Origin of the sequence: Lentzea sp. NPDC058436, assembly GCF_042721515.1 — a bacterium.
GTDB lineage: Bacteria > Actinomycetota > Actinomycetes > Mycobacteriales > Pseudonocardiaceae > Lentzea.
Genome location: NZ_JBHXLF010000009.1, coordinates 118392 through 136832 on the forward strand (window position 1 = coordinate 118392; position 18441 = coordinate 136832).

23 protein-coding genes are annotated in these 18441 nt (G+C 69.2%); 12 read left to right on the forward strand and 11 right to left on the reverse strand.

Features of this window, described 5'->3' with window-relative positions; all coding sequences use genetic code 11:
- The first annotated feature begins 43 nt into the window (after window positions 1-43).
- Window positions 44-175: a DUF397 domain-containing protein gene (locus ACFWN2_RS28545; protein ID WP_382432786.1), complete on the forward strand. Its 132-nt coding sequence runs from the start codon at window positions 44-46 to the stop codon at window positions 173-175.
- Here ACFWN2_RS28545 and ACFWN2_RS28550 read toward each other — a convergent pair.
- From ACFWN2_RS28550 to ACFWN2_RS28560, 3 genes are read right to left on the reverse strand one after another with little or no spacing between them, the layout of a single operon-like run.
- Window positions 137-1957, reverse strand: coding sequence for a dynamin family protein (locus tag ACFWN2_RS28550; RefSeq protein ID WP_382432502.1), 1821 nt, complete (start codon window positions 1955-1957; stop codon window positions 137-139). The two genes, ACFWN2_RS28545 and ACFWN2_RS28550, sit on opposite strands and share 39 nt — an antisense overlap.
- The gene (gene grpE, locus ACFWN2_RS28555; protein ID WP_382432507.1) at window positions 1954-2319 is read right to left on the reverse strand and encodes a nucleotide exchange factor GrpE; all 366 of its coding nucleotides are present in this window, start codon (window positions 2317-2319) and stop codon (window positions 1954-1956) included. The genes ACFWN2_RS28550 and grpE overlap by 4 nt, the downstream gene beginning before the upstream one ends.
- The gene (locus ACFWN2_RS28560) at window positions 2316-3818 is read right to left on the reverse strand and encodes a dynamin family protein (RefSeq protein ID WP_382432509.1); all 1503 of its coding nucleotides are present in this window, start codon (window positions 3816-3818) and stop codon (window positions 2316-2318) included. The genes grpE and ACFWN2_RS28560 overlap by 4 nt, the downstream gene beginning before the upstream one ends.
- Window positions 3819-3872: 54 nt before the next feature.
- On the opposite strand from ACFWN2_RS28560, the gene ACFWN2_RS28565 reads away from it, so the two are divergent.
- Entirely contained in the window at window positions 3873-4322 is a 450-nt protein-coding gene (locus ACFWN2_RS28565) for a hypothetical protein (RefSeq protein ID WP_382432511.1), read from the forward strand.
- On the opposite strand, the gene ACFWN2_RS28570 is transcribed toward ACFWN2_RS28565, so the two are convergent.
- Together ACFWN2_RS28570 and ACFWN2_RS28575 are read right to left on the reverse strand one after the other, a co-directional pair.
- Window positions 4307-4675 (reverse strand): GntR family transcriptional regulator, encoded by a 369-nt coding sequence (locus ACFWN2_RS28570; protein WP_382432513.1) that lies wholly within the window; start codon window positions 4673-4675, stop codon window positions 4307-4309. The genes ACFWN2_RS28565 and ACFWN2_RS28570 overlap by 16 nt on opposite strands.
- Window positions 4672-5340, reverse strand: a complete 669-nt coding sequence (locus tag ACFWN2_RS28575; RefSeq protein ID WP_382432514.1) for a hypothetical protein — start codon at window positions 5338-5340, stop codon at window positions 4672-4674. Before ACFWN2_RS28575 ends, ACFWN2_RS28570 begins: the two co-directional genes overlap by 4 nt.
- Before the next feature lie 118 nt (window positions 5341-5458).
- Here ACFWN2_RS28575 and ACFWN2_RS28580 point away from each other — a divergent pair, with 118 nt between their 5' ends.
- Complete coding sequence (locus ACFWN2_RS28580) at window positions 5459-6634, forward strand: sensor histidine kinase (RefSeq protein WP_382432516.1); 1176 nt, start codon at window positions 5459-5461, stop codon at window positions 6632-6634.
- A gap of 9 nt (window positions 6635-6643) precedes the next feature.
- Complete coding sequence (locus ACFWN2_RS28585) at window positions 6644-7300, forward strand: response regulator transcription factor (protein WP_355297838.1); 657 nt, start codon at window positions 6644-6646, stop codon at window positions 7298-7300.
- A gap of 40 nt (window positions 7301-7340) precedes the next feature.
- Here the strand turns inward: ACFWN2_RS28585 and ACFWN2_RS28590 are convergent, their stop codons facing one another.
- The 3 genes from ACFWN2_RS28590 to ACFWN2_RS28600 are packed head-to-tail and all read right to left on the reverse strand — an operon-like array spanning window position 7341 to window position 9246.
- Window positions 7341-8261: an SDR family oxidoreductase gene (locus ACFWN2_RS28590; RefSeq protein ID WP_382432518.1), complete on the reverse strand. Its 921-nt coding sequence runs from the start codon at window positions 8259-8261 to the stop codon at window positions 7341-7343.
- Entirely contained in the window at window positions 8245-8718 is a 474-nt protein-coding gene (locus ACFWN2_RS28595; protein ID WP_382432520.1) for a pyridoxamine 5'-phosphate oxidase family protein, read from the reverse strand. The genes ACFWN2_RS28590 and ACFWN2_RS28595 overlap by 17 nt, the downstream gene beginning before the upstream one ends.
- Window positions 8719-9246 carry a TetR/AcrR family transcriptional regulator gene (locus ACFWN2_RS28600; RefSeq protein WP_382432522.1) on the reverse strand — a complete coding sequence of 176 codons (528 nt, stop codon included), beginning with the start codon at window positions 9244-9246 and terminating at the stop codon, window positions 8719-8721.
- A gap of 48 nt (window positions 9247-9294) precedes the next feature.
- Between ACFWN2_RS28600 and ACFWN2_RS28605 the strand changes: the two genes are divergently transcribed.
- On the forward strand, window positions 9295-10080 hold the full coding sequence (locus tag ACFWN2_RS28605; RefSeq protein ID WP_382432524.1) for an HAD family hydrolase: 786 nt from the start codon (window positions 9295-9297) through the stop codon (window positions 10078-10080).
- Here ACFWN2_RS28605 and ACFWN2_RS28610 read toward each other — a convergent pair.
- On the reverse strand, window positions 10077-10940 hold the full coding sequence (locus ACFWN2_RS28610; RefSeq protein WP_382432526.1) for a LysR family transcriptional regulator: 864 nt from the start codon (window positions 10938-10940) through the stop codon (window positions 10077-10079). The genes ACFWN2_RS28605 and ACFWN2_RS28610 overlap by 4 nt on opposite strands.
- 74 nt (window positions 10941-11014) lie before the next feature.
- On the opposite strand from ACFWN2_RS28610, the gene ACFWN2_RS28615 reads away from it, so the two are divergent.
- Window positions 11015-11377: a darcynin family protein gene (locus ACFWN2_RS28615; RefSeq protein WP_382432528.1), complete on the forward strand. Its 363-nt coding sequence runs from the start codon at window positions 11015-11017 to the stop codon at window positions 11375-11377.
- Here ACFWN2_RS28615 and ACFWN2_RS28620 read toward each other — a convergent pair.
- On the reverse strand, window positions 11374-11808 hold the full coding sequence (locus tag ACFWN2_RS28620) for a PPOX class F420-dependent oxidoreductase (RefSeq protein ID WP_382432530.1): 435 nt from the start codon (window positions 11806-11808) through the stop codon (window positions 11374-11376). The two genes, ACFWN2_RS28615 and ACFWN2_RS28620, sit on opposite strands and share 4 nt — an antisense overlap.
- 130 nt (window positions 11809-11938) lie before the next feature.
- Here ACFWN2_RS28620 and ACFWN2_RS28625 point away from each other — a divergent pair, with 130 nt between their 5' ends.
- From ACFWN2_RS28625 to ACFWN2_RS28635, 3 genes are all read left to right on the forward strand, one after another.
- Complete coding sequence (locus ACFWN2_RS28625; RefSeq protein ID WP_382432532.1) at window positions 11939-12850, forward strand: ABC transporter ATP-binding protein; 912 nt, start codon at window positions 11939-11941, stop codon at window positions 12848-12850.
- A 5-nt stretch (window positions 12851-12855) separates the two neighbouring features.
- Window positions 12856-13611: a hypothetical protein gene (locus ACFWN2_RS28630; RefSeq protein WP_382432534.1), complete on the forward strand. Its 756-nt coding sequence runs from the start codon at window positions 12856-12858 to the stop codon at window positions 13609-13611.
- A gap of 92 nt (window positions 13612-13703) precedes the next feature.
- On the forward strand, window positions 13704-14606 hold the full coding sequence (locus ACFWN2_RS28635; RefSeq protein ID WP_382432536.1) for an ABC transporter ATP-binding protein: 903 nt from the start codon (window positions 13704-13706) through the stop codon (window positions 14604-14606).
- On the opposite strand, the gene mycP is transcribed toward ACFWN2_RS28635, so the two are convergent.
- Entirely contained in the window at window positions 14572-15717 is a 1146-nt protein-coding gene (gene mycP / locus ACFWN2_RS28640) for a type VII secretion-associated serine protease mycosin (RefSeq protein ID WP_382432538.1), read from the reverse strand. The genes ACFWN2_RS28635 and mycP overlap by 35 nt on opposite strands.
- A 272-nt stretch (window positions 15718-15989) precedes the next feature.
- Between mycP and ACFWN2_RS28645 the strand changes: the two genes are divergently transcribed.
- The 3 genes from ACFWN2_RS28645 (at window position 15990) to ACFWN2_RS28655 (ending at window position 18346) form a co-directional block, all read left to right on the forward strand.
- Window positions 15990-16394, forward strand: a complete 405-nt coding sequence (locus ACFWN2_RS28645; RefSeq protein ID WP_382432540.1) for a hypothetical protein — start codon at window positions 15990-15992, stop codon at window positions 16392-16394.
- Window positions 16395-16462: 68 nt separating this feature from the next.
- A complete protein-coding gene (gene trmB, locus ACFWN2_RS28650; RefSeq protein WP_382432788.1) occupies window positions 16463-17107 on the forward strand; it encodes a tRNA (guanosine(46)-N7)-methyltransferase TrmB in 645 nt (214 codons plus the stop codon).
- Window positions 17108-17239: 132 nt separating this feature from the next.
- Window positions 17240-18346: a nitric oxide synthase oxygenase gene (locus tag ACFWN2_RS28655; protein WP_382432542.1), complete on the forward strand. Its 1107-nt coding sequence runs from the start codon at window positions 17240-17242 to the stop codon at window positions 18344-18346.
- The last annotated feature ends 95 nt before the right edge of the window (window positions 18347-18441 follow it).

Genomic DNA, 18441 nt, shown 5'->3' on the forward strand with positions numbered 1-18441 from the left:
CAAGAGCAGCCACAGCGGTAGCAGTAATGACAGTTGCGTGGAAGTGCGACTGAGCAGCGGCGTTGTGTCCATTCGGGACTCGAAGAACGCCGAGGGGCCGTTGTTCGACGTCTCGTCGCACGCGTGGCGGGCGTTCCTAAGCTCGGTCTCGCACGGACCTGATCCGGCCCAGTAGCTCCTCGGCCTTCGACTGCCCCGACTCCACCTCGGCCAACTGACGGGTCGCGGACTGCAGCTCGCGACCCCTCTCGCCGGCCTCCATCCGCAACGCCCGGTCCACCTCCCGCAGCTCCGCCTCGATCGCCTCGATGCGCTTGGCCAGGGCCTCGTCCAACGCCAACGACAGCGCCTGCTCGGCCTCGATCAGCTGCTCGGCGGCCAGTTGGTCCACTGTGGAGCGAGCATCGGCGATGGCGTCGGACAGCCACTGCTTGACGTGCTGCTTCTCCGCGGTGTGGGTGCGGGTGCGGGCCATCCACCAGCCCGCGCCGAGGCCCAGGGCGATGGTGACGGGCAGGACGATCGGGTTCAGCACGGCTATGCCCAAACCGGCCAGGGGCATGACGGCCAGTTTGCCCGCGCCCAAGCCGCCGGAGACGCCCATGAAGACCAGCAGTTTGTCCTCGGCTGTCGGAGGGCGCTTCTCCTTGGGGCGCAACACCACTGGCGGTTGCTCGCCTCGGGCGAACTGGCCTCGGATCAGGGTCAGTTCCTCTGCGGAGAACAGCGTCGCGAGGACTGCGTCGGTCACCTGGGCGAGGCGTACGGACAGCGCTGTGGAGATTCGGCTGGAGACGACCTGCAGGGCCGTGTCGACCTGGCCCGGCAGACCCGCCAGGGCCGTGCGGTCGGCCGCGTCGATGGCCTGGCGGTACCACGTTTGCAGGTCGCGCATCTGGCGGGAGATCTCGTGCGAGTTCTCGATGCGGGCCCGCTGGACCTCGCCTCGGAGGCGGACCTGCCAGCCTCTGGTCGAGGAACGGCGTTCGGTCTGGAGTTCTTCGCGGCGGGCGCGGAGCACTGCTGCTTCGTCTTCGCCCACGGAGAGAGCGCGCTTCTCGTGTTCGAGGCGTACGACCAGTTCGGCGAGGACTGTGGAGAGGGCGCGGAGGGCGTTGGCTTCGGCCAGCATGCCGGCGCGGCCTGTGACCAGTTCCTGGAGGGCGGTCTGCAGACCGGAGATGCCGGAACGCTCGCGGAGCATGGAGGCCGCGTCCGGGTTCGGGGCCTGTGCGGCCATGCCGAACATGCGCGACGACACCGGGTACCAGGTCACGTCGGCGAAGCGGGGGGCGTGTTCGGCCAGCAGGGCTCGGTTTGCGTCCAGGACCTGGCGCCAGCCCCGGTACTGGTCGGTCTTGGTCAGGGCGAAGACGACGGTTTCGACCCGGTCGCCGACACGCTTCAGGAAGTCGAGCTCACCGCGGGTGAACGGGGACGAGGCGTCGACCACGAAGACCAGGGCGGTCGCCGAGGTGACGGCCTCCAGGGCCAGTTCGCCGTGCACGGACTCCAGGCCGCCTACTCCAGGGGTGTCCACGACCGACATGCGTTCGAGCAGCGGGATCGGGGCGTCGACCTCGACGTAGCGCGGGGGTAGTTCGCCCTCGGGGAGGTCGTGGGCCGCGGAGACCCAGTTGATCAGTGCGGGCAGCGGGAACGAGACCGGCGCGAGCAGGCCGGGGTAGCAGGCTCGGGCCGCCCACGACGGGCCGTGCTGAAAGACCAGGTACGTCGAGGTGGCGACGTCCGCGTCCACCGGAGACAGGCCTGGGGTTGCCAGCAGGGCGTTGACCAGCGACGACTTGCCGCGGTTCGTCTCGCCGACGATCACGACCGACGACACCTCGGGCGTTGCGCTCCGCGTTACCCAGTCGGCCATCGACGGGTCGAGGTCGCGTACGAGAGAGGTGAGGCGTTCGCGGGTCTGCCGGACCGTCTGCGAGAGGTTGCTCATCGGGCCGTGTAGACCGTCACGATCGGGGCCCGCAGGGTCCGGCCGCGGTCGCGGAAGCCGGGCACCTCGGTCTCGGCGACCAGGCCCTGCAGCGACAGGTCGTCCGTCGGCACGGCGCCGCCTGCCTCGTGCTGCGACGGGTCGAAGCGCTCACCGTCCGCCCGCACCGCCACGACCCCTATGGACGACAGGCCTTCCTCGATGCGTGCGACCACGCCCGCACTGGCGCGGTCCAGCGCGTACAGGCACAGCTGGACCAGCGCGCGGCGTTCGGCCAGCGCCTGGTCGAGCAGCTCGTCGGCAATGGTCTCCACACCGTCGTCCGACGCCAGATCGGGGTGTTCGGTTCCGTTCACGCTCATCGGTGCCCCCCAGCACGTAGTTGCTGCCAGATGAGGAAATACGCCCGGTGGACGACGTGCGCCACTCGAGCCTGCGCGGGGGTCGCCCCGAAGGAGGCGAACGAACGCCACCAACCGGCTCTTTCCAGCGCGAACGCCGTCAGTTCCGCGCCCGGCCTGCCCACCAGGCCCAGCCGGGCGGCCACGTCGGGGGTGCTGCCGACGCGCAGCACCTCGTCCGTCAGGTCGGGCGCGAGCGCGACGGTGCCGGACGAGACGAGCGTCAACGCCTCCAGCAGCCTCAGCTGGTGCGCCTCCGGACGGGCCAGCAGGACCTCGATCGCGTCGTGCACGCGCTGCCGTTCGCCGGGATCACCCGAGGCCAGCGACGTGACGGAGGCCAGCGCGGCGGCGGCCTTGATGCCGTCGGCACGCGCGCGGAAGACCGCGTCGAGGCGGCCGCGGACGGCGGCGAACCCGGACGCGTCGAACAGCACGCGCCGCAACGCCCCCGCGGGCAGCGCGGGTTCGGCGTCCAGGGCCTCCAGCGCGCGGCCGATGCCGTACAGGTCCAGCTTCTCCAGCAACCGGGACCGCACGCCGGCCGCGACGTCGCACTCCCACGACGTGAAGAGGTCGCCGGACATCAGCATCATCGTGCGGGTGTCCGCGTCCAGCGCCGCCAACGCCCGCAGCGCCTCCGCGTCCGCCGACGTGAACTCCCCGGTCTCCGCGGACTCGGCGAGCAGGCTGATCACCGGCAGCACGTCCGCGACGCGCGGCTTGAGCAGGTCGGCCTGCTTCGCCGCGAGGATCTGCGCCGCGCGCCAGACGTCGCCCTCCGAACCCTCGACGGTTTCTGGCGCCACGGCGTCGACCTTGTTCAACGCGGCGATGGCGTTGACCGGACCTGCCTCGCGGGACGCGGTCGCGGCGGTGAAGGCGGCCAGCGTCGACTGGTCGTCCGCGCGCACGCCCTGCGTCACGACGTAGAGAACGGCCTCGGCACCCGCGACGGCGTTGCTGGACACGGGATCCAGGAGTTCTTCGGTGCGGGCGACCGAGCCGGCGTCCAGCGAACCGAGTCCCGGTGTGTCGATGACGGTGAAGTCGCGCAGCACGGCGTTCGTCAGATATGCCTCGATGTGCGAAATGCCTTCCACGCCAAGAGAAGCGGGGATCATGCCGTTCGCGTCGAACGGCAGCACCTGCCGCCTGCCGTCCCGCAGCACGACTTCGATGCGATCGACCGTGCCGTACTGATAGCGCGTGACGAGTCGTGTGCACTCGCCGACGTCGGTGGGCGCGACACGGCGGCCGATCAACGCGTTCACCAGAGTCGACTTGCCGGACTTGATCCGGCCGGCGACGGCGACCTGCAACGGCGCGTGCAGGCGGCGCAGCACCTCCTGGAAACCGGCGGCCGTCCGAGGCGACACCTGCGGCTGCAGGGCAACGCACAAATTGGCCACCGCCGCGCACAGCGGACCGGCCAGTTGTTGTCCCTGCAGCGCCGTCACGAGCACTGATCGTGCCACGGTTTGTGCGCGTGCGTGCGCGGGTAGCCACAGCGCATGGGTGACAGCTACGTGACGTTCCTAGTGCTGGGGATCGTCCTGGTCGTGGTCGACGGCCAGCTGATCTACCACAGCGGCAAGGGATACCTGAGGCGCGCTGCGTACGACGACGAGCAGGCCAGCGGCATGATGAAGCTGACGGCCGTGCTCTTCCACCTCGTCGTGCTCGGCCTGCTCGCGTTGGTCTCGGTCATCAAGATCGAGACCGGTGACGCGGTGAAGGACGTGGTCGTGAAGCTGGGCGTGGTGCTCCTGCTGCTGGCACTGGCTCACGGCGCGACCATGGCGATCCTGGCAAGGATCAGGGATCGCCAGATGCAGCAGCAGCTCGCGGACCAGATGGCGGAAGAGCACAGGATCTACGAGGAGCGCCAGGAAGAACGTCAGGCGCACATCGGCGAACCGCGACCCGCACCCAAGATCGAGTCGCCTTACTCACCCACGTAGTGGGCTCGCACGGCGTTCAGTGCCTCCCCCTCACTGGCGCCGAGCGACCGAGCGATGGCGACGTACTCCGCCGCGGCGGCGGAGAGTGGGTCCGGTGCATGCGAAGGCAGGGCAGCCACGACGGTGCCCTGCCTTCGTCCTGTCGTGATCACGCCCGACGTCTCCAGCTCCCGGTAGGCCCGCGCGACCGTGCCGGCGGCGAGCCCGAGGTCCGCGGCGAGCTGCCGGATCGTCGGCAACCGCGACCCGACCGGCAGCACCCCGCCGTTGATCAACCGGACGAGCTGGTCCCGGACCTGGCGCCACGGCGGGACACCGTTCTCGACGTCTACGACGATCCGGGGAGAGTTCACCAAGCAATCTTCTTGGACACGACGTTCGTGTTGGCCATCAGGACCCACGCGAAGACGCCCAGGAACAGGTAGCCGCCGCCGATGAGCGCGCAGATCATGGCCGCGCCGATGCCCGCCGACACGTGCACGCTGCGGGTGCGCAGCACCCGGTCCACCTCCTCGTCACCGTCCACCGGACGGGCGACGGCCGCCCAGACGACCGTCGCGACCGCGGCCACGGACACCACGAAGACGGGCAGTTGGGTGATCTGCAGGTTCACGACGAGCCACACCAGCCCGAACAACACGACCACCGCGTACGCGCCCAGCACGTACTGCGAGGCGATGTCGAACAGGCCGCGCGGGGCGAGCGAGGCCGACCGCTGACGGCCTTCGCGCGGCAGCGACAAGGCGATCAGCTCGGCGAGCAACGTGCCCCCGAGCACGATCGCCGCGAGCGACCCCAGACCGCGACCGCTGGCGAACGGCACGAACGACAGGCCGACGAAGAGCCACGGGTAGAGCAACCGCCGCCGCTTCAGGTACCGGATCGCGTCGTCGATCTGGGCGGGCGTCGGATCGGTGACCTTCCAGCTCTTGAGCAGGCGCCTGCCGGTCGACCGCGTGGGCCACAACAGGACCAGCAGCACCAGGCCGATGCCGGCCGAGACCAGTACGTCGTACACCGCGCCACCCCCTCAGTTTTGTATCAACCCCTCGACACAATAACTCACACTGAAGTCGTACGCAGGGTCAGCCCGTGGCGCGACGCGCGGAAGTTCGATCCGAACCTAATCTTGTCCGGTGCGGCGGTTCAGCCTGTGGATGAAGTCTCATCCGGCGTTCGGGGACTCCCTGATCGCCGGTTTTCTGCTGATCTTCGACCTGGGCTTCGCGGTCACCGGGATCGACAGGGGCGTGTCCTTCTCGGCCTTCCTCGCCGTGACGCTGCTGATGCTCGGCCCGCTGCCGTTCCGGCGCCACCACCCGCTGGGCGCGAGCTACCTGATCCTCGGGGGCGCGTTCCTCCAGCTGTTCACGCACGGCGGCGCCGACGGCATACCGGTGCGGATGTCCGACTTCGCGCTGGCCGTGGCGCTGTACACGCTCGTCGCGTACACGAACCGCAAGACCGCGCTGATCTACACGGGGTGGCTGCTCGCGGGCACGTTCCTGTGGGCGGTCTTCCGGGTCGGCGAGATCCAGGCCGTGTTCTTCGTGTTCCTGATCTCCGTGATCTTCGGGTTCAGCTGGGCCATGGGCGAGTTCATCGGCGCCCGCCGCGCCTACCAGCGCGAGATGGAACAGCGGCTGCTCCTGCTGGAGACCGAACGCGACCAGCAGGCCAAGATCGCGGTGGGCGAGGAGCGGTCCCGGATCGCCCGCGAACTGCACGACGTCGTCGCCCACGCGGTGAGCGTGATGATCGTCCACGCCGACGGCGCCGCGTACACGATAAGGACCAAACCGGAGATGGCGGAGAACGCCGTCCGCACGATCGCCGACACCGGCCGCCTCGCACTGACCGAGATGCGCCGCCTGCTGGGCGTTCTGCGCAGCGAGGACGCCGAGACGCAGTGGGCTCCCCAGCCCGACGCACGGGGTGTGGTCGAGCTCGCGGAGAACACCCGCGCCGCCGGCGTGCCGGTGCAGCTGGAGATCACCGGTGACGTGGACGACCTGCCCGTGGGCGTCGGCCTGAGCGTCTACCGGATCGTGCAGGAAGCACTCACGAACGTCATCAAGCACGCGGGAGCGGACACCACCGCTCTGGTCCGGCTCGCTCGCACGCCGGAAGAGCTGCGCCTGGAGGTGACCGACAACGGCTTCGGCACACCCCACGACGTGGTCAAGGTCTCCGGCGGCAACGGACTGATCGGCATGAGGGAAAGGGCTGCGGTGCTGGGTGGCGAGTTCGAGGCGGGTCCCAACCCCGGCGGGGGCTGGCGCGTCCGCGCGATCTTCCCACTGGCCGCATAGGGTGATCGAGTGATTCGGGTGCTGCTGGTCGACGACCAGGAACTCATGCGCATGGGCTTCCGCATGGTGCTGGGTGCGCAGGAGGACATCGACGTGATCGGCGAGGCGGCCGACGGCCTCGACGCCGTGCAGATGGCCGACAAGCTGCGTCCCGACGTCGTGCTGATGGACGTCCGCATGCCCGTGATGGACGGGGTGGAGGCCACCAAGCGCATCGCCGAGGCCGACTCGGCGAAGGTGCTGGTCATGACCACCTTCGACATGGACGAGTACGCGCTGTCGGCCCTGCGCAACGGAGCCAGCGGCTTCCTGCTGAAGGACACCCCGCCGTCCGACCTCGTGTCGGCCCTGCGCGCGGTGGCCTCGGGCGACGCCGTGGTCTCGCCGTCGGTCACGAAGCGGCTGCTGGGCCGGTTCCTCGGCGACGGCGGTGGTGAGCTGCGGGACGCCTCGATGCTCGACGTGCTGACCGAACGCGAGCGCGAGGTGCTCGTGCTGATCGCGAAGGGCCTGTCGAACACCGAGATCGCCCGCAAGCTCTTCCTGTCAGAGGCGACGGTGAAGACGCACGTCGGACGGATCCTGGCGAAGCTGGAGCTGCGAGACCGGGTGCAGGCGGTGGTGCTGGCCTACGAGACCGGTCTCGTCCGCCCCGGCGACGCCTAGTGCGGTGACCACAACCCGGCAAGGGTTGGTGGTCACCGCCCTAGCGGTACTTCTCCGGGTCGGCCTCGACGACCTGACCCGCCATGCGCGGCTTCACGACGTCGTCCCACCAGTGGCCCCAGTCGGGCTGCGAGCCGTCGAGGTCGGTGAACCCGTACTCGCGCTTGAGCTTCCACGACGACAGGCACTGCCCGGCGAAACGCCTGCGGTTCTCGTCCGCCGCGAGGTGCGCGAGGCCGCGGCCGAGGTAGTGCGGCGTCTCGGACAACGCGTAGTCCGGCACGTCCTTGATCGCGTCGCGCCAGTTCTCCTCGGTGACGCCGAAGCCCTCCAGCATCTGCTCGGAGCGCAGGAACCCCGGTGTGGCGGCCAGCGCCGTCACGTTCGGGTGGTCCTTCAGGTCCTTGGCCAGCACCTCGCCGAACCGCCGCACGGTGTTCTTCACCGCGTCGTACGGGAGGTTCACGAAGTACGCCTCGCCGTCCTCGCCGTCGGTCACCTCGACCACCAGGCCGTCGTCGGACTTCAGGACCAGCGGCATCAGCTTGTGGATGGCGACCAGGTGGGTCTCGACGCCGTTGCGCCACATGTGCAACTGCCTGTCGAGGTCGTGCTCCCAGAACTTGCCCCACTCGACGAGGTTCTCGCCGCCCCACGCGTTGTCGACGAAGACGTCCAGCTTCTCGATGCGCGCTGCCAGAGCGTCCACATCGGACGGTTTCGTGAGGTCGCAGCGCACGGCGATCCCCTTGCCACCGGCCGCGTCCACGAGCTCGGCGGTGTCCTCGATCGTCTCCGCCCGCCCGACCTCCGACCGCTGCTCCCGCGTGCTGCGGCCGGCGACGAACACCGTCGCGCCCGCCGCCCCGAGCTCCACGGCGATCGCCCGTCCCGCACCACGCGTGGCGCCGGTGACGACCGCGACCTTCCCGCTCAGATCGGGCTCACTTCTTGACGACACGGCGAGTTCCCCTTCCCTCGTGCCAAGACAGGACGACCATCTCGTCGCCCTCGACAGTCATCTGCACGACCTCGGTGACATCGAACCTGAACACGTCGATCTCGCCCGGATCCCATCCCGTGCGGTCGAACAGGTCCTTGAGGTAGTTCGCCTTGTCGGTCCAGAACTCGGCGGTGCCGCTGATCTTCGCGTCACCGGCCTCCGTCATCGACGCGGTCGTGCTCATGCAGTGCAGCGCGAACCTCGGGTCGCGTTGCAGGTCCTTCGACTTCAACGAACCGGGCATCATGCCCGCCCACAGCTCGCCGCGGTTGAAGTCCGGTTCCACGCCGCTGATCCGCGGCGAGCCGTCCTTGCGCAGGGTCGCGAGCAGCGCGTGCCGGTCCGCGGCGAACCTGCCCTCCGCGAACGCGGCCATGGCGGGCTGCTCCGCCGCGAACTCCGCCCAGGTAGCCATTCAGCGCATCCCTTCCAGCACCAGGTCGATGTCCTCGCCCATGCGCGCCATCAGGTCACCGCGCGGGCGCACCGACCAGTCCATCGATATCCCGTACACCAGCGCGGCGAGGACGCGCGCCGCGTTCGGCGGCAGCATCTCCGCCGCGCACAACGTCTCCAGCTCCCGTTCCAGCACCGCGTAGTGCTGGGCGAGCAGCGCGCGCAGCTCCGGGTCGATCAGGTCGACCCCGAGCTGTGCCAGGTTGTTCGTGGCGACCACCGGGTCGGCCAGCCGGTCGAACCACAGCATCAGCGCGTCGCGGACAGTGCCCGCCTCGCGCATCCGGCGCGCGACCTCCTCGGTCCCCGCCTTCGTCAACGCCTGCAGCAGTCCGCTCTTGGACCCGAACCGCTTGGCCACCGCCCCGACCGACACCCCCGCCTCCGCCGCCACGTCCGCGACGGTGAACTCCGGTCCGCGCCGGTCGATGACCGCCGCGACGGCGTTCAGGATCCGCTCGTCGGTGATCGTGCGAGGTCGTGCCACCCAGTTAGTGAACCACAATTCACTAACCTTCGCATAGGGTGGTGTCACGTGAGCTGGAGACCGCGCCTGGTAGCGCTCGACATCGACGGAACCCTGACCCCGGTCGGGTCGAACGACATCTCGCCCGCCGTGACGGCAGCCGTCACCCGCGCTTCCGAACACGGTGCTCACGTCGTGCTGTGCACCGGTCGCAGCGTCGTCGGAATCCGCGAGGTCGCCGCGAAACTGCCCGCCTCGTACGCCGTGTGCTCGAACGGCGCCGTGTGGTGGGACCCGGCTCTGCGCGAGATCACCAGGCGCGTGACGTTCGACCCCGGCCCGACGATCAAGGCGCTGCAGGCGTTGCTGCCGAACTCGGTGTTCGCGGTGGAGCAGACCGGCGTCGGCAGCCTGCACCTGGGCGAGTTCCTGCCGGACGACCTGTGGGGCGTCAAGACCCGGGCGACGTTCGAGGAGATGGCCGTGCCGACCCCACGGCTGGTCATGCGCTGGCTCGACCACACGCCGGCCGAGCTGTCGTTCGCCGTGCGGGAGCTGGAACTCCCCGGTGTCGAGTGGTCCGTCGACCACACCGAGGCGTGGCTGACCGCCGTGCCGCTCGACGTGAGCAAGGGCTCGGCGCTGGACGAGCTCTGCGTGCAACTGGGCGTGACTCCGGCGGACGCGCTGGCAATCGGGGACGGGTCCAACGACATCGAGATGCTGACGTGGGCCGGACTCGGCGTCGCGATGGGACAGGCGCCGGCGCACGTCCAGGCGATCGCGGACGAGGTGGCGCCGACCGTGCTGGAGGACGGCGCCGCCCAGGTGCTGAACCGCTTCTTCCCCGGCTAGACGGACGACAGGACGGTCTCGCGCAACCAGCGCTGCGCCGGGTCGGCGTCGAGGCGGGCGTGCCAGAGCATGCGCGCCTCCACCTCCGGCAGCGGCAGGCCGATCGGGAACCACCGCAGGCCCGAGTGCTGCGCGGCGAGGCGCTGCGGGACCAGGCCGACGTAGTCGCTCGACGCCACCAGTTGGACGGCGGCCGAGAAGAACGGCACCACCGCGGCGACGTGCCTGCGCAGACCGATGGCGTGCAAGGCGTCGTCCAGCGGGCCGCGCACCCGGCCGCGGCGGGACACCGAAACGTGCGGGTGGCGGCAGAGCTGACGCGGCGTGGGGCGGTTCCCGAGCGGGTGGTCGGCGCGGACGACGCCGACGAACCGCTCGGTGAACAGCACCGCGGAACGGATGTCGGACTCGTCGTCGTGACCGGCACCGATTTCGAGGTCGACCGACCCGTCGCGCAACGCCTCCACGCTCTCGTCGCCCTCGGCCACGAACCGCAGCACCACGCCGGGGGCCTGCGCGGCGACAGCGGCTACGACGGAGGTCACCACGCCGTCGCTGACCCGGATCGTGAACGTGCGACGCAGTTCGGCGGGGTCGAGCTCCTTCGCGTTGACCAGCGCGGCGGCCTCGTCGAGCAGTGACCGCACCCGCGGCGCGATCTGGAGCGCGAACGGCGTCGGCACCATCCCGCGACCCGCGCGGACCAGCACCGGGTCGCCCACAGCCCTGCGCAGCCGCGCCAGCGCCCGGCTGGCCGCCGGGATCGACAGGTGCAACCGCTCGGCCGCCGCGGTGACGCTGCCGTCCTGCACCAGGGCGTCGAACACGCGCAGCAGGTTCAGATCGAGCTGATCAGGCATATTTGCATCGTATGCAACCCAGACTTGCCAAAGTTGCGTGGCGAGCAAAGCCTGGCCGCTCGCAGCATGGGCGCATGACAACTTTCGAGGAAGCCGGCGTCACCGCGTTCATGCTCGTCAAGACCACTCCCGAGTGGCTCACCCTGACCGTCCCGCAGCGGGTGGAGGTGTTCAAGGCCGAGATCCTGCCGGCGATCGAGAAGAACTCCGAGAGCGTGCGTTTCCGCTTCTACGACACGGAGTTCTACTCGACGCGCGTCACCGACATCTGGGTGTGGGAGGCGCGTGACCACGAGTCGTACCAGCTGCTCGTGGAGGCGTTGCGCGAAACCCCGTTCTGGGACACCTACTTCGAGGTGGTGGACCTGCTCGTGGGGGTGGAGAACGGGTACGCGCGCAACTACGGCATCGACCCGGTCTCCACCATCGACAACTAGTCGGAGACGTTCCGGACGGCGACGACCTTGTCGACCTTGACCCGCACGACCATCTCACCGGGCACCCCGTTGCGTTCGGCGTACTCGTCGGCGCGGTCGTCGCCCATGTAGCGCGCGGCCGTGCGGCCCGCCCAGTACTTGAGCTGCTCGGGGTCCTCGTCGACCACGGCCTGGCCGGTGATCGTCACGAAGTTGAACGGCGGGGTCTCGTCGTCGAAGCAGAGCGCCACCCGGCCGTCGCGCAGGATCGACTTGCCCTTGACCGTGTCCCGCGCGGTCAGGAAGACCACGTCGGGGCCGTCGAGGTCCACCCAGACCGGTGCGACGTGCGGCGACCCGTCCTTGCGGGTGACCGCGAGCTTGGCGGTGCGGGCCGGCTTGGCCAGCACGAACTCACGCCACCAGCCTTCGGGCGCTTCCGTGTATCCCATGTGGCTCATTCAACTACGACCGAGGTAGCGCCACACGACGACGGAAGTTGACGCACGCGCAGACCGCAGGCCGATGTGGCGGCACCCCTCGGAGCGGGAAGGTAGTCCCATCACCGAGAGGGGAAAGCCAATGATCGAGGCAATCGGCCTCACCAAGAGATACGGCAGGACGGTCGCGGTCGACGACCTGTCGTTCACCGTCCAACCTGGACGGGTGACCGGATTCCTCGGTCCGAACGGCGCAGGCAAGTCGACCACGATGCGCATGATCCTGGGGCTCGACCGTCCGACGGCAGGCCGCGTGCTGATCGACGGCAAGCCCTACACCGAGCTCAGCCGTCCACTTCAGACGGTCGGCGCGCTGCTCGACGCCAAGTGGGTGCACCCGAACCGTTCGGCTCGCGCTCACCTGCGCTGGCTCGCGAAGTCCAACAACCTGCCGAAGACCCGCGTGGACGCGGTGCTGGAGGCGGTCGGGCTCACGCAGGTCGCCGGCAAGAACGCGGGCGGGTTCTCGCTCGGCATGTCGCAGCGGCTGGGGATCGCCGCGGCACTGCTCGGCGACCCGAAGGTGCTGCTGTTCGACGAGCCGGTCAACGGCCTGGACCCCGAGGGCATCCTCTGGATCCGCACGTTCATGCAGAACCTCGCCGCCGAGGGCCGCACGGTCCTGGTGTCGAGCCACCTGCTGTCGGAGATGGCCCTCACGGCCAGCGAGCTCGTGGTGATCGGCCGGGGGAAGCTGATCACGCAGAGCACCACGCAGGAGTTCATCGACCGCTCAACGGGTAACACCGTGCTCGTGCGCAGCCCTCAGCTCTTCAAGCTCGGCCCGTTGCTCGTCGACAAGGGCTTCACGGTTCGTGACGGCGCGGACGGCGCGTTGTCCGTATCGGGTGCCACCAGTGACCAGATCGGGGACATCGCCGCTGCGAACGGTGTCGTCCTGCACGAGCTGAGCCCGCAGCGCGGTTCGCTCGAAGAGGCGTTCATGCAGCTGACCGGCGATGCTGTCGAGTACCACGCAGAGATCGGGAAGTGAGTCTGATGACCCTGTTGGCAGTTGAGAGAATCAAGCTCTTCTCGACCCGCTCACCGTACTGGTGCAGCGCGCTCGCCCTGGTCCTCGGCGTCGGGCTCACCGCGATCATCGCGGCCTCGACCGACAACGGCCAGCTGTCCCTCGGTGCCACGCAGTTCGGCAGCAGCCAGCTCGCGCTGTCCGTCGTGCTGGTGATGGCCGCGCTCGCGGTCACGACCGAGTACCGCTTCAGCACGATCCGCGCCACGTTCCTCGCGGTGCCGAACCGCACGTCCGCGCTGGTCGCGAAGACCGTCGTGGTGGCGTTCATCGCCGCTCTGCTCGGCGAGATCATCGCGTTCGGCTCGGTGGGCATCGCGAAGGTGCTGTCGCCCGCCTCCGACCTCGCGATCACCACGGGCGACGAGTGGCGGCACGTGGCGGGCGTCGGCCTGCTCTACGGCATCGGCGCGATCATCGCGATCGCGGTCGGCATCCTGGTCCGCCAGACCGCCGGCGCCGTGGCCATCCTGCTGGTCTGGAACATGCTGCTCGAAGGCCTGATCGGGATCATCCCGAAGGTCGGCGTGAAGATCCAGGCGTGGCTGCCGTTCATGAACGCCAACCACTTCCTGCAGCTCGGCGGGGACAACCCGGCCGAACAGGCGGCGGCGGGCGTCGACTTCAAGTTCAGCCAGTGGGGCTCGCTGGCGTACTTCGCCGGTGTCGCCATCGCGATGCTGGTGGTCGCACTGATCGTCGCGAAGCGGCGGGACGCGTGACCTGTTCCAGGTAAGGGGGAGAGGGACCTGGGTCATCCGTCGGGGGGTGACCCAGGTCCCTGTCAGTTTCGTCGAGCGAACCGGGAGAGGTCATGATCGAAGCAGTCCGCCTGCAGAAGCACTACGGCAAGACGAAGGCCGTCGACGACCTGTCGTTCACCGTCCGGCCCGGCCGCGTGACCGGGTTCCTCGGGCCGAACGGCGCCGGCAAGTCCACCACCATGCGGATGATCCTCGGCCTCGACACCCCCACCGGTGGTGACGTCAAGATCGACGGGAAGCACTACGCCGAGCTCAAGCAGCCGTTGCGCAAGGTCGGCGCGCTGCTCGACGCGAAGTGGGTGCACCCCAACCGTTCCGCGCGCTCGCACCTCAAGTGGCTCGCGGTCTCCAACAAGATCCCGGTCAGCCGGGTGAAGGACGTGCTGGAGGTCGTCGGCCTCACCGAGGTCGCGCACAAGAACGCCGGTGGCTTCTCGCTCGGCATGTCGCAGCGCCTGGGAATCGCGGGCGCGCTGCTCGGCGACCCCGAGGTGCTGCTGTTCGACGAGCCGGTCAACGGCCTCGACCCCGAGGGCATCCTCTGGATCCGGCAGTTCATGCACCGCCTCGCGGACGAGGGCCGCACGGTGTTCGTGTCGAGCCACCTGCTGTCGGAGATGGCGCAGACCGCCCAGGACCTGATCGTGATCGGCAGGGGTCAGCTGATCGCGCAGACCTCCACCGAGCAGTTCATCGCCGACGCCACCCAGGACACCGTGAAGGTGCGGTCGCCGCACGCCGCGAAGCTGCGCGAGATCCTCGCGGCGCACGCGACGGTGACGGACGACTCGGTGAGCGGAAGCCTTGTGGTGCACGGAATCCCGGCGCAGCAGATCGGTGAGCTCGCGGCGGAGAACCAGATCGTGCTGCACGAGCTCAGCCCTCAGCGCGGTTCGCTGGAGGAGGCCTTCATGCAGCTCACCAAGGAGTCGGTGGAGTACCAGGCTCACTGACGGGCCTGGGGCGCCGCGACCGGATGGCGGGCAACGCGATCAGCAGCCCGGTCATCACGGCGGTGCCGCCCGCCATCGCGGCGACGAACGGCAGCCGGTCGCTCATGTCGGCCGGCTGCTCGGGTCGTTGCGCGGCGAGGGTCGGAGTCGGTTGCGGCGTCGAGGGTTTCGGTGCCGGCAGCAACGGGTTCCGTTCCACCGGCGGGAGTTTCGCGGTCAACGCGCCCATCGGGTTGACCATGCCGAACCCCGTCGTCGCGTCCCTGCCGGGTTCGGCCAGGTCCGTCGCGGTGCTGACCAACGCGTTGACGACGTCCTTCGCGGGCATCTCCGGGTGCTTGGCGCGCACCAGCGCCGCGACCCCGGACACGATCGCCGACGCCGCGCTCGTGCCGTCCATCTCGGCGTACCCGCTGGCGTAGACGCTCACCGGCGCGGTCGTCACGACGCCCTGCGCCGGAGCCGCGAGCACCGTGTCCGCGCCGACGTTGGACGACGCCCACGGCTTGCCGACCTTGTTCGTGCCGGCGACCGCGATCACGCCCTTGATGTTGGCGGGCGCGGAGACCTCCTTGCCGTCGTTGCCGGTGGCGGCGACGAGGACGACGTCCTTCTCGATCGCGTAGTTCACGGCCTTGACCAGCGACGGCGTCATCGAACTGGAGAAGCCCAGCGACATGTTGACGACCTTGGCGCCGTGGTCGGCCGCCCACCGGATGCTCTCGGCGACGACGTCGAGCCCGAACTGCTCCTTCTCGTCGGCGCTCGCGATCGGCAGGATCCTCGCGCCGGGTGCGATGCCGAGCGCGCCGCCGCCCTTGCCGGTGGCGGCGATGATCCCGGCCATCCCCGTGCCGTGGCCGTCGGTATCAGTCGTGCCGTCCGTGCCCTTGGACCTGCCGAAGCCCGTACCGGGTAGAACGCGGCCGGCGAGGTCGGGGTGCTTGGCGTCGACGCCGGAGTCGATCACCGCGACGATCACGCCGTCGCCGCGCGCCTGGGCCTGCGCCGAGTACACGTCGAGCGCGTCGAGGTGCCACTCCTGCTCCTCGATCGTCTGCGCGGCGAGCAGCAACGGCAGCGCGACGGCGAGCGCGGGGAGCAGTGACACGTCAGCTACATCGTGTTTCCACGTCACAACGCAACGTGCCTGGCGTCACAGGTTGTGCGCCATCTTGCGTAAGAGGGCTGTTAACAACCGATAAAAACAGGCATTTTGGACAACACCAACGTTTGGTTTCCCGTTCAATGGGGTTATCCCCGCTGCGGAGGTGGCCAGTGGTCCGTGTGGAAGCAATGCTGGGCCTCGAGTGGTCCAGTGCACTCGAAGCACCCAACCCTGATGAGATCGCCCTCACCCCTGCGCAGGCGCGTCGTTCCTGGGTGAACCGCGCCCCCGAGCACGAGGTGCTCACGATGTACCGCTCGGTGCTCAACGCCGAGAAGGCGCCCGCGCCGTGGTGGCTGCGTGCGATGGAACGGGGCCGTCTGCGCTCCCGTGCAGAAGGTCATGCCGTCGAGGACGCGGTGAGCGAGCTGCTCGCCTCCCGTCCCGGCTGGGTGTTCGTGCCCTGGGTCGACCTCGGCGAGGTCGGGTACTGGGAGTACGTGCCGTCCGAGAGCGGCGTCTACGGGCCAGCCACCCCGACGACCGTGCAGTTCACCGACTCGCACCGCGGGTTCGTGCACCTGGTTCCTGCGCACCGCGGGCCGGGCCGTCCGGAGGCCATCGACTTCACGGTCGACGACCTGCGTGCTCAGATCGAGGACATCGAACTGATTGCTTAGAATGTCCGGTCGTGACCAGCGCTGAGTTCCCCCGTTCCATCGTCAGCTTCGTCCAGCGCGGCGAGCGCATGACCGTGGGACAGGAACGAGCCTGGGACACGTACTGGGAGAAGATGGGCAACGACGTGAAGTCGTTGCCCGAGGGGCCCCTGGACTTCGACTCGTGGTTCGGACGCTCCGCGCCCGTGCTGCTGGAGATCGGATCCGGCATGGGCGAGACCACCTCGCAGCTCGTGGCCGCCGCGCCCGAGCTCAACTACGTCGCCGCCGAGGTCTACAAGCCCGGCCTCGCCCAGCTGCTGCTGCGCGCCGAGCACCTCGGCGGTCTCGACAACCTGCGCGTGCTGCGCGGTGACGCCGTCGTGCTGCTGACCGACCACATCGCGCCCGCGTCGTTGCACGGCGTGCGGATCTTCTTCCCGGACCCGTGGCCGAAGAAGAAGCACCACAAGCGCCGGCTCGTGCAGCCGGAGTTCGTGTCGCTGATCGCGTCGCGGCTGGCGCCCGGTGGCGTGCTGCACCTCGCGACGGACTGGGAGAACTACGCCGACCAGATGCTGGAGGTCTGTTCCGGCGAGCGGTTGCTGACCAACCTGCACGACGGCTGGGCGCCTCGGCCGGACTGGCGGCCCGTCACCAAGTTCGAGCAGCGTGCGGTCAACGAAGATCGGGTCTCGCACGACCTGATGTTCAGGCGGAACGACCTCACCTGATCGAGGTCTCAAGCCGATCGAGTGAACACCTTGGGTCTACCGTTCACTCGTTGGAGTGGCCGGTGTTGATCACCCGAAATGCCCCGAGTGGCAGTGACGCGTGAGGCTGTTCCGGGCTTAGCGTCTCGCTCCGTGACCCCCGACGTCCTCCCCGTCGCGGAGGAGTTCGTCCGCATGTTCCACGCGGCGCACTCCGACGCAGGCTCTCTGTCCGCCCGCATCGCCCAAGTGCGCGCCGAGATCGCCGAGACCGGAACCTACCGCCACACCACCGACGAACTCGCGTACGGCGCGCGGATCGCGTTGCGCGACTCCGGTTGGTGCACCTCGGGTGTGCCGTGGCGCAGGCTCAAGGTCCGCGATCTGCGCGGCTACCGCAACGCTGCCGCCGTCGCCGGCGAGTGCGTGGAGCACCTGCGGCTGGCGACCAACGGCGGTGAGATCCGGCCGCTGGTAACGGTTTTCGCGCCGGACGCCCCCGGCTCTCCCGGTCCGGTGATCTGGAACGAGCAGCTGATCCGGTACGCCGGGTACGCCGACGGCATGGGGGACCGCCGGTACGCCGGGTTCACCGAGTCCATGCAGGGCATGGGGTGGCGTCCGCCCGTGCGGCGCTCACGCTTCGACCTGCTGCCGTTGGTGGTGGAGACGCAGCACGAGGGCCCGCGGCTGTTCACGCTGCCGTCCGAGATCGTGCACGAGGTTCCTCTGGAGCACCCGACCCTGCCGTGGTTCGGCGAGATGGGCCTGCGCTGGCACGCGGTTCCGGTCATCGCGAACATGCGGCTGTCGATCGGTGGCGTGCACTACCCCGCGGCGCCGTTCAACTCGTGGTTCGTCGGCGCCGAGATCGGCACGCGTTCCCTTGCCGAGGAAGGTGCCTACGGCGTGGCGCGCGAGGTCGCCGAGGCGTTGGGTCTGGACACCTCGTCCGAACGCACGCTGTGGCGGGACTTCGCGACCGTTCACCTGAACGCTGCAGTGCTGCACTCGTTCGACAAGGCGGCCGTCACCATCACGGACCACCACGCGGAAGCGTTGCACCGCCTGGCCTGGCTGCGTTCGCGGCAACGACCTTCTGCCGCACGGCCCGCGTTCCGGCTGGACACCGCAGCCGCGGCGCGCGCACGGAACGGTTCACCCGCGCGCTTCACGGCCGCGTTGGACGAGACCCGTCCCCAGCCGACGAGCAGGCTGGCGGAACTGCTCCGCCAGCAACACTCCCTGACCAGCGCCTGACTTCCCCATCACACGCTGGTCGACGTCAGGGCCTAGTTCTTCGAGTCGATCATCACGCCCGAGAGGGCCATCAGCGCGAGGACCAGCAGGCCGAC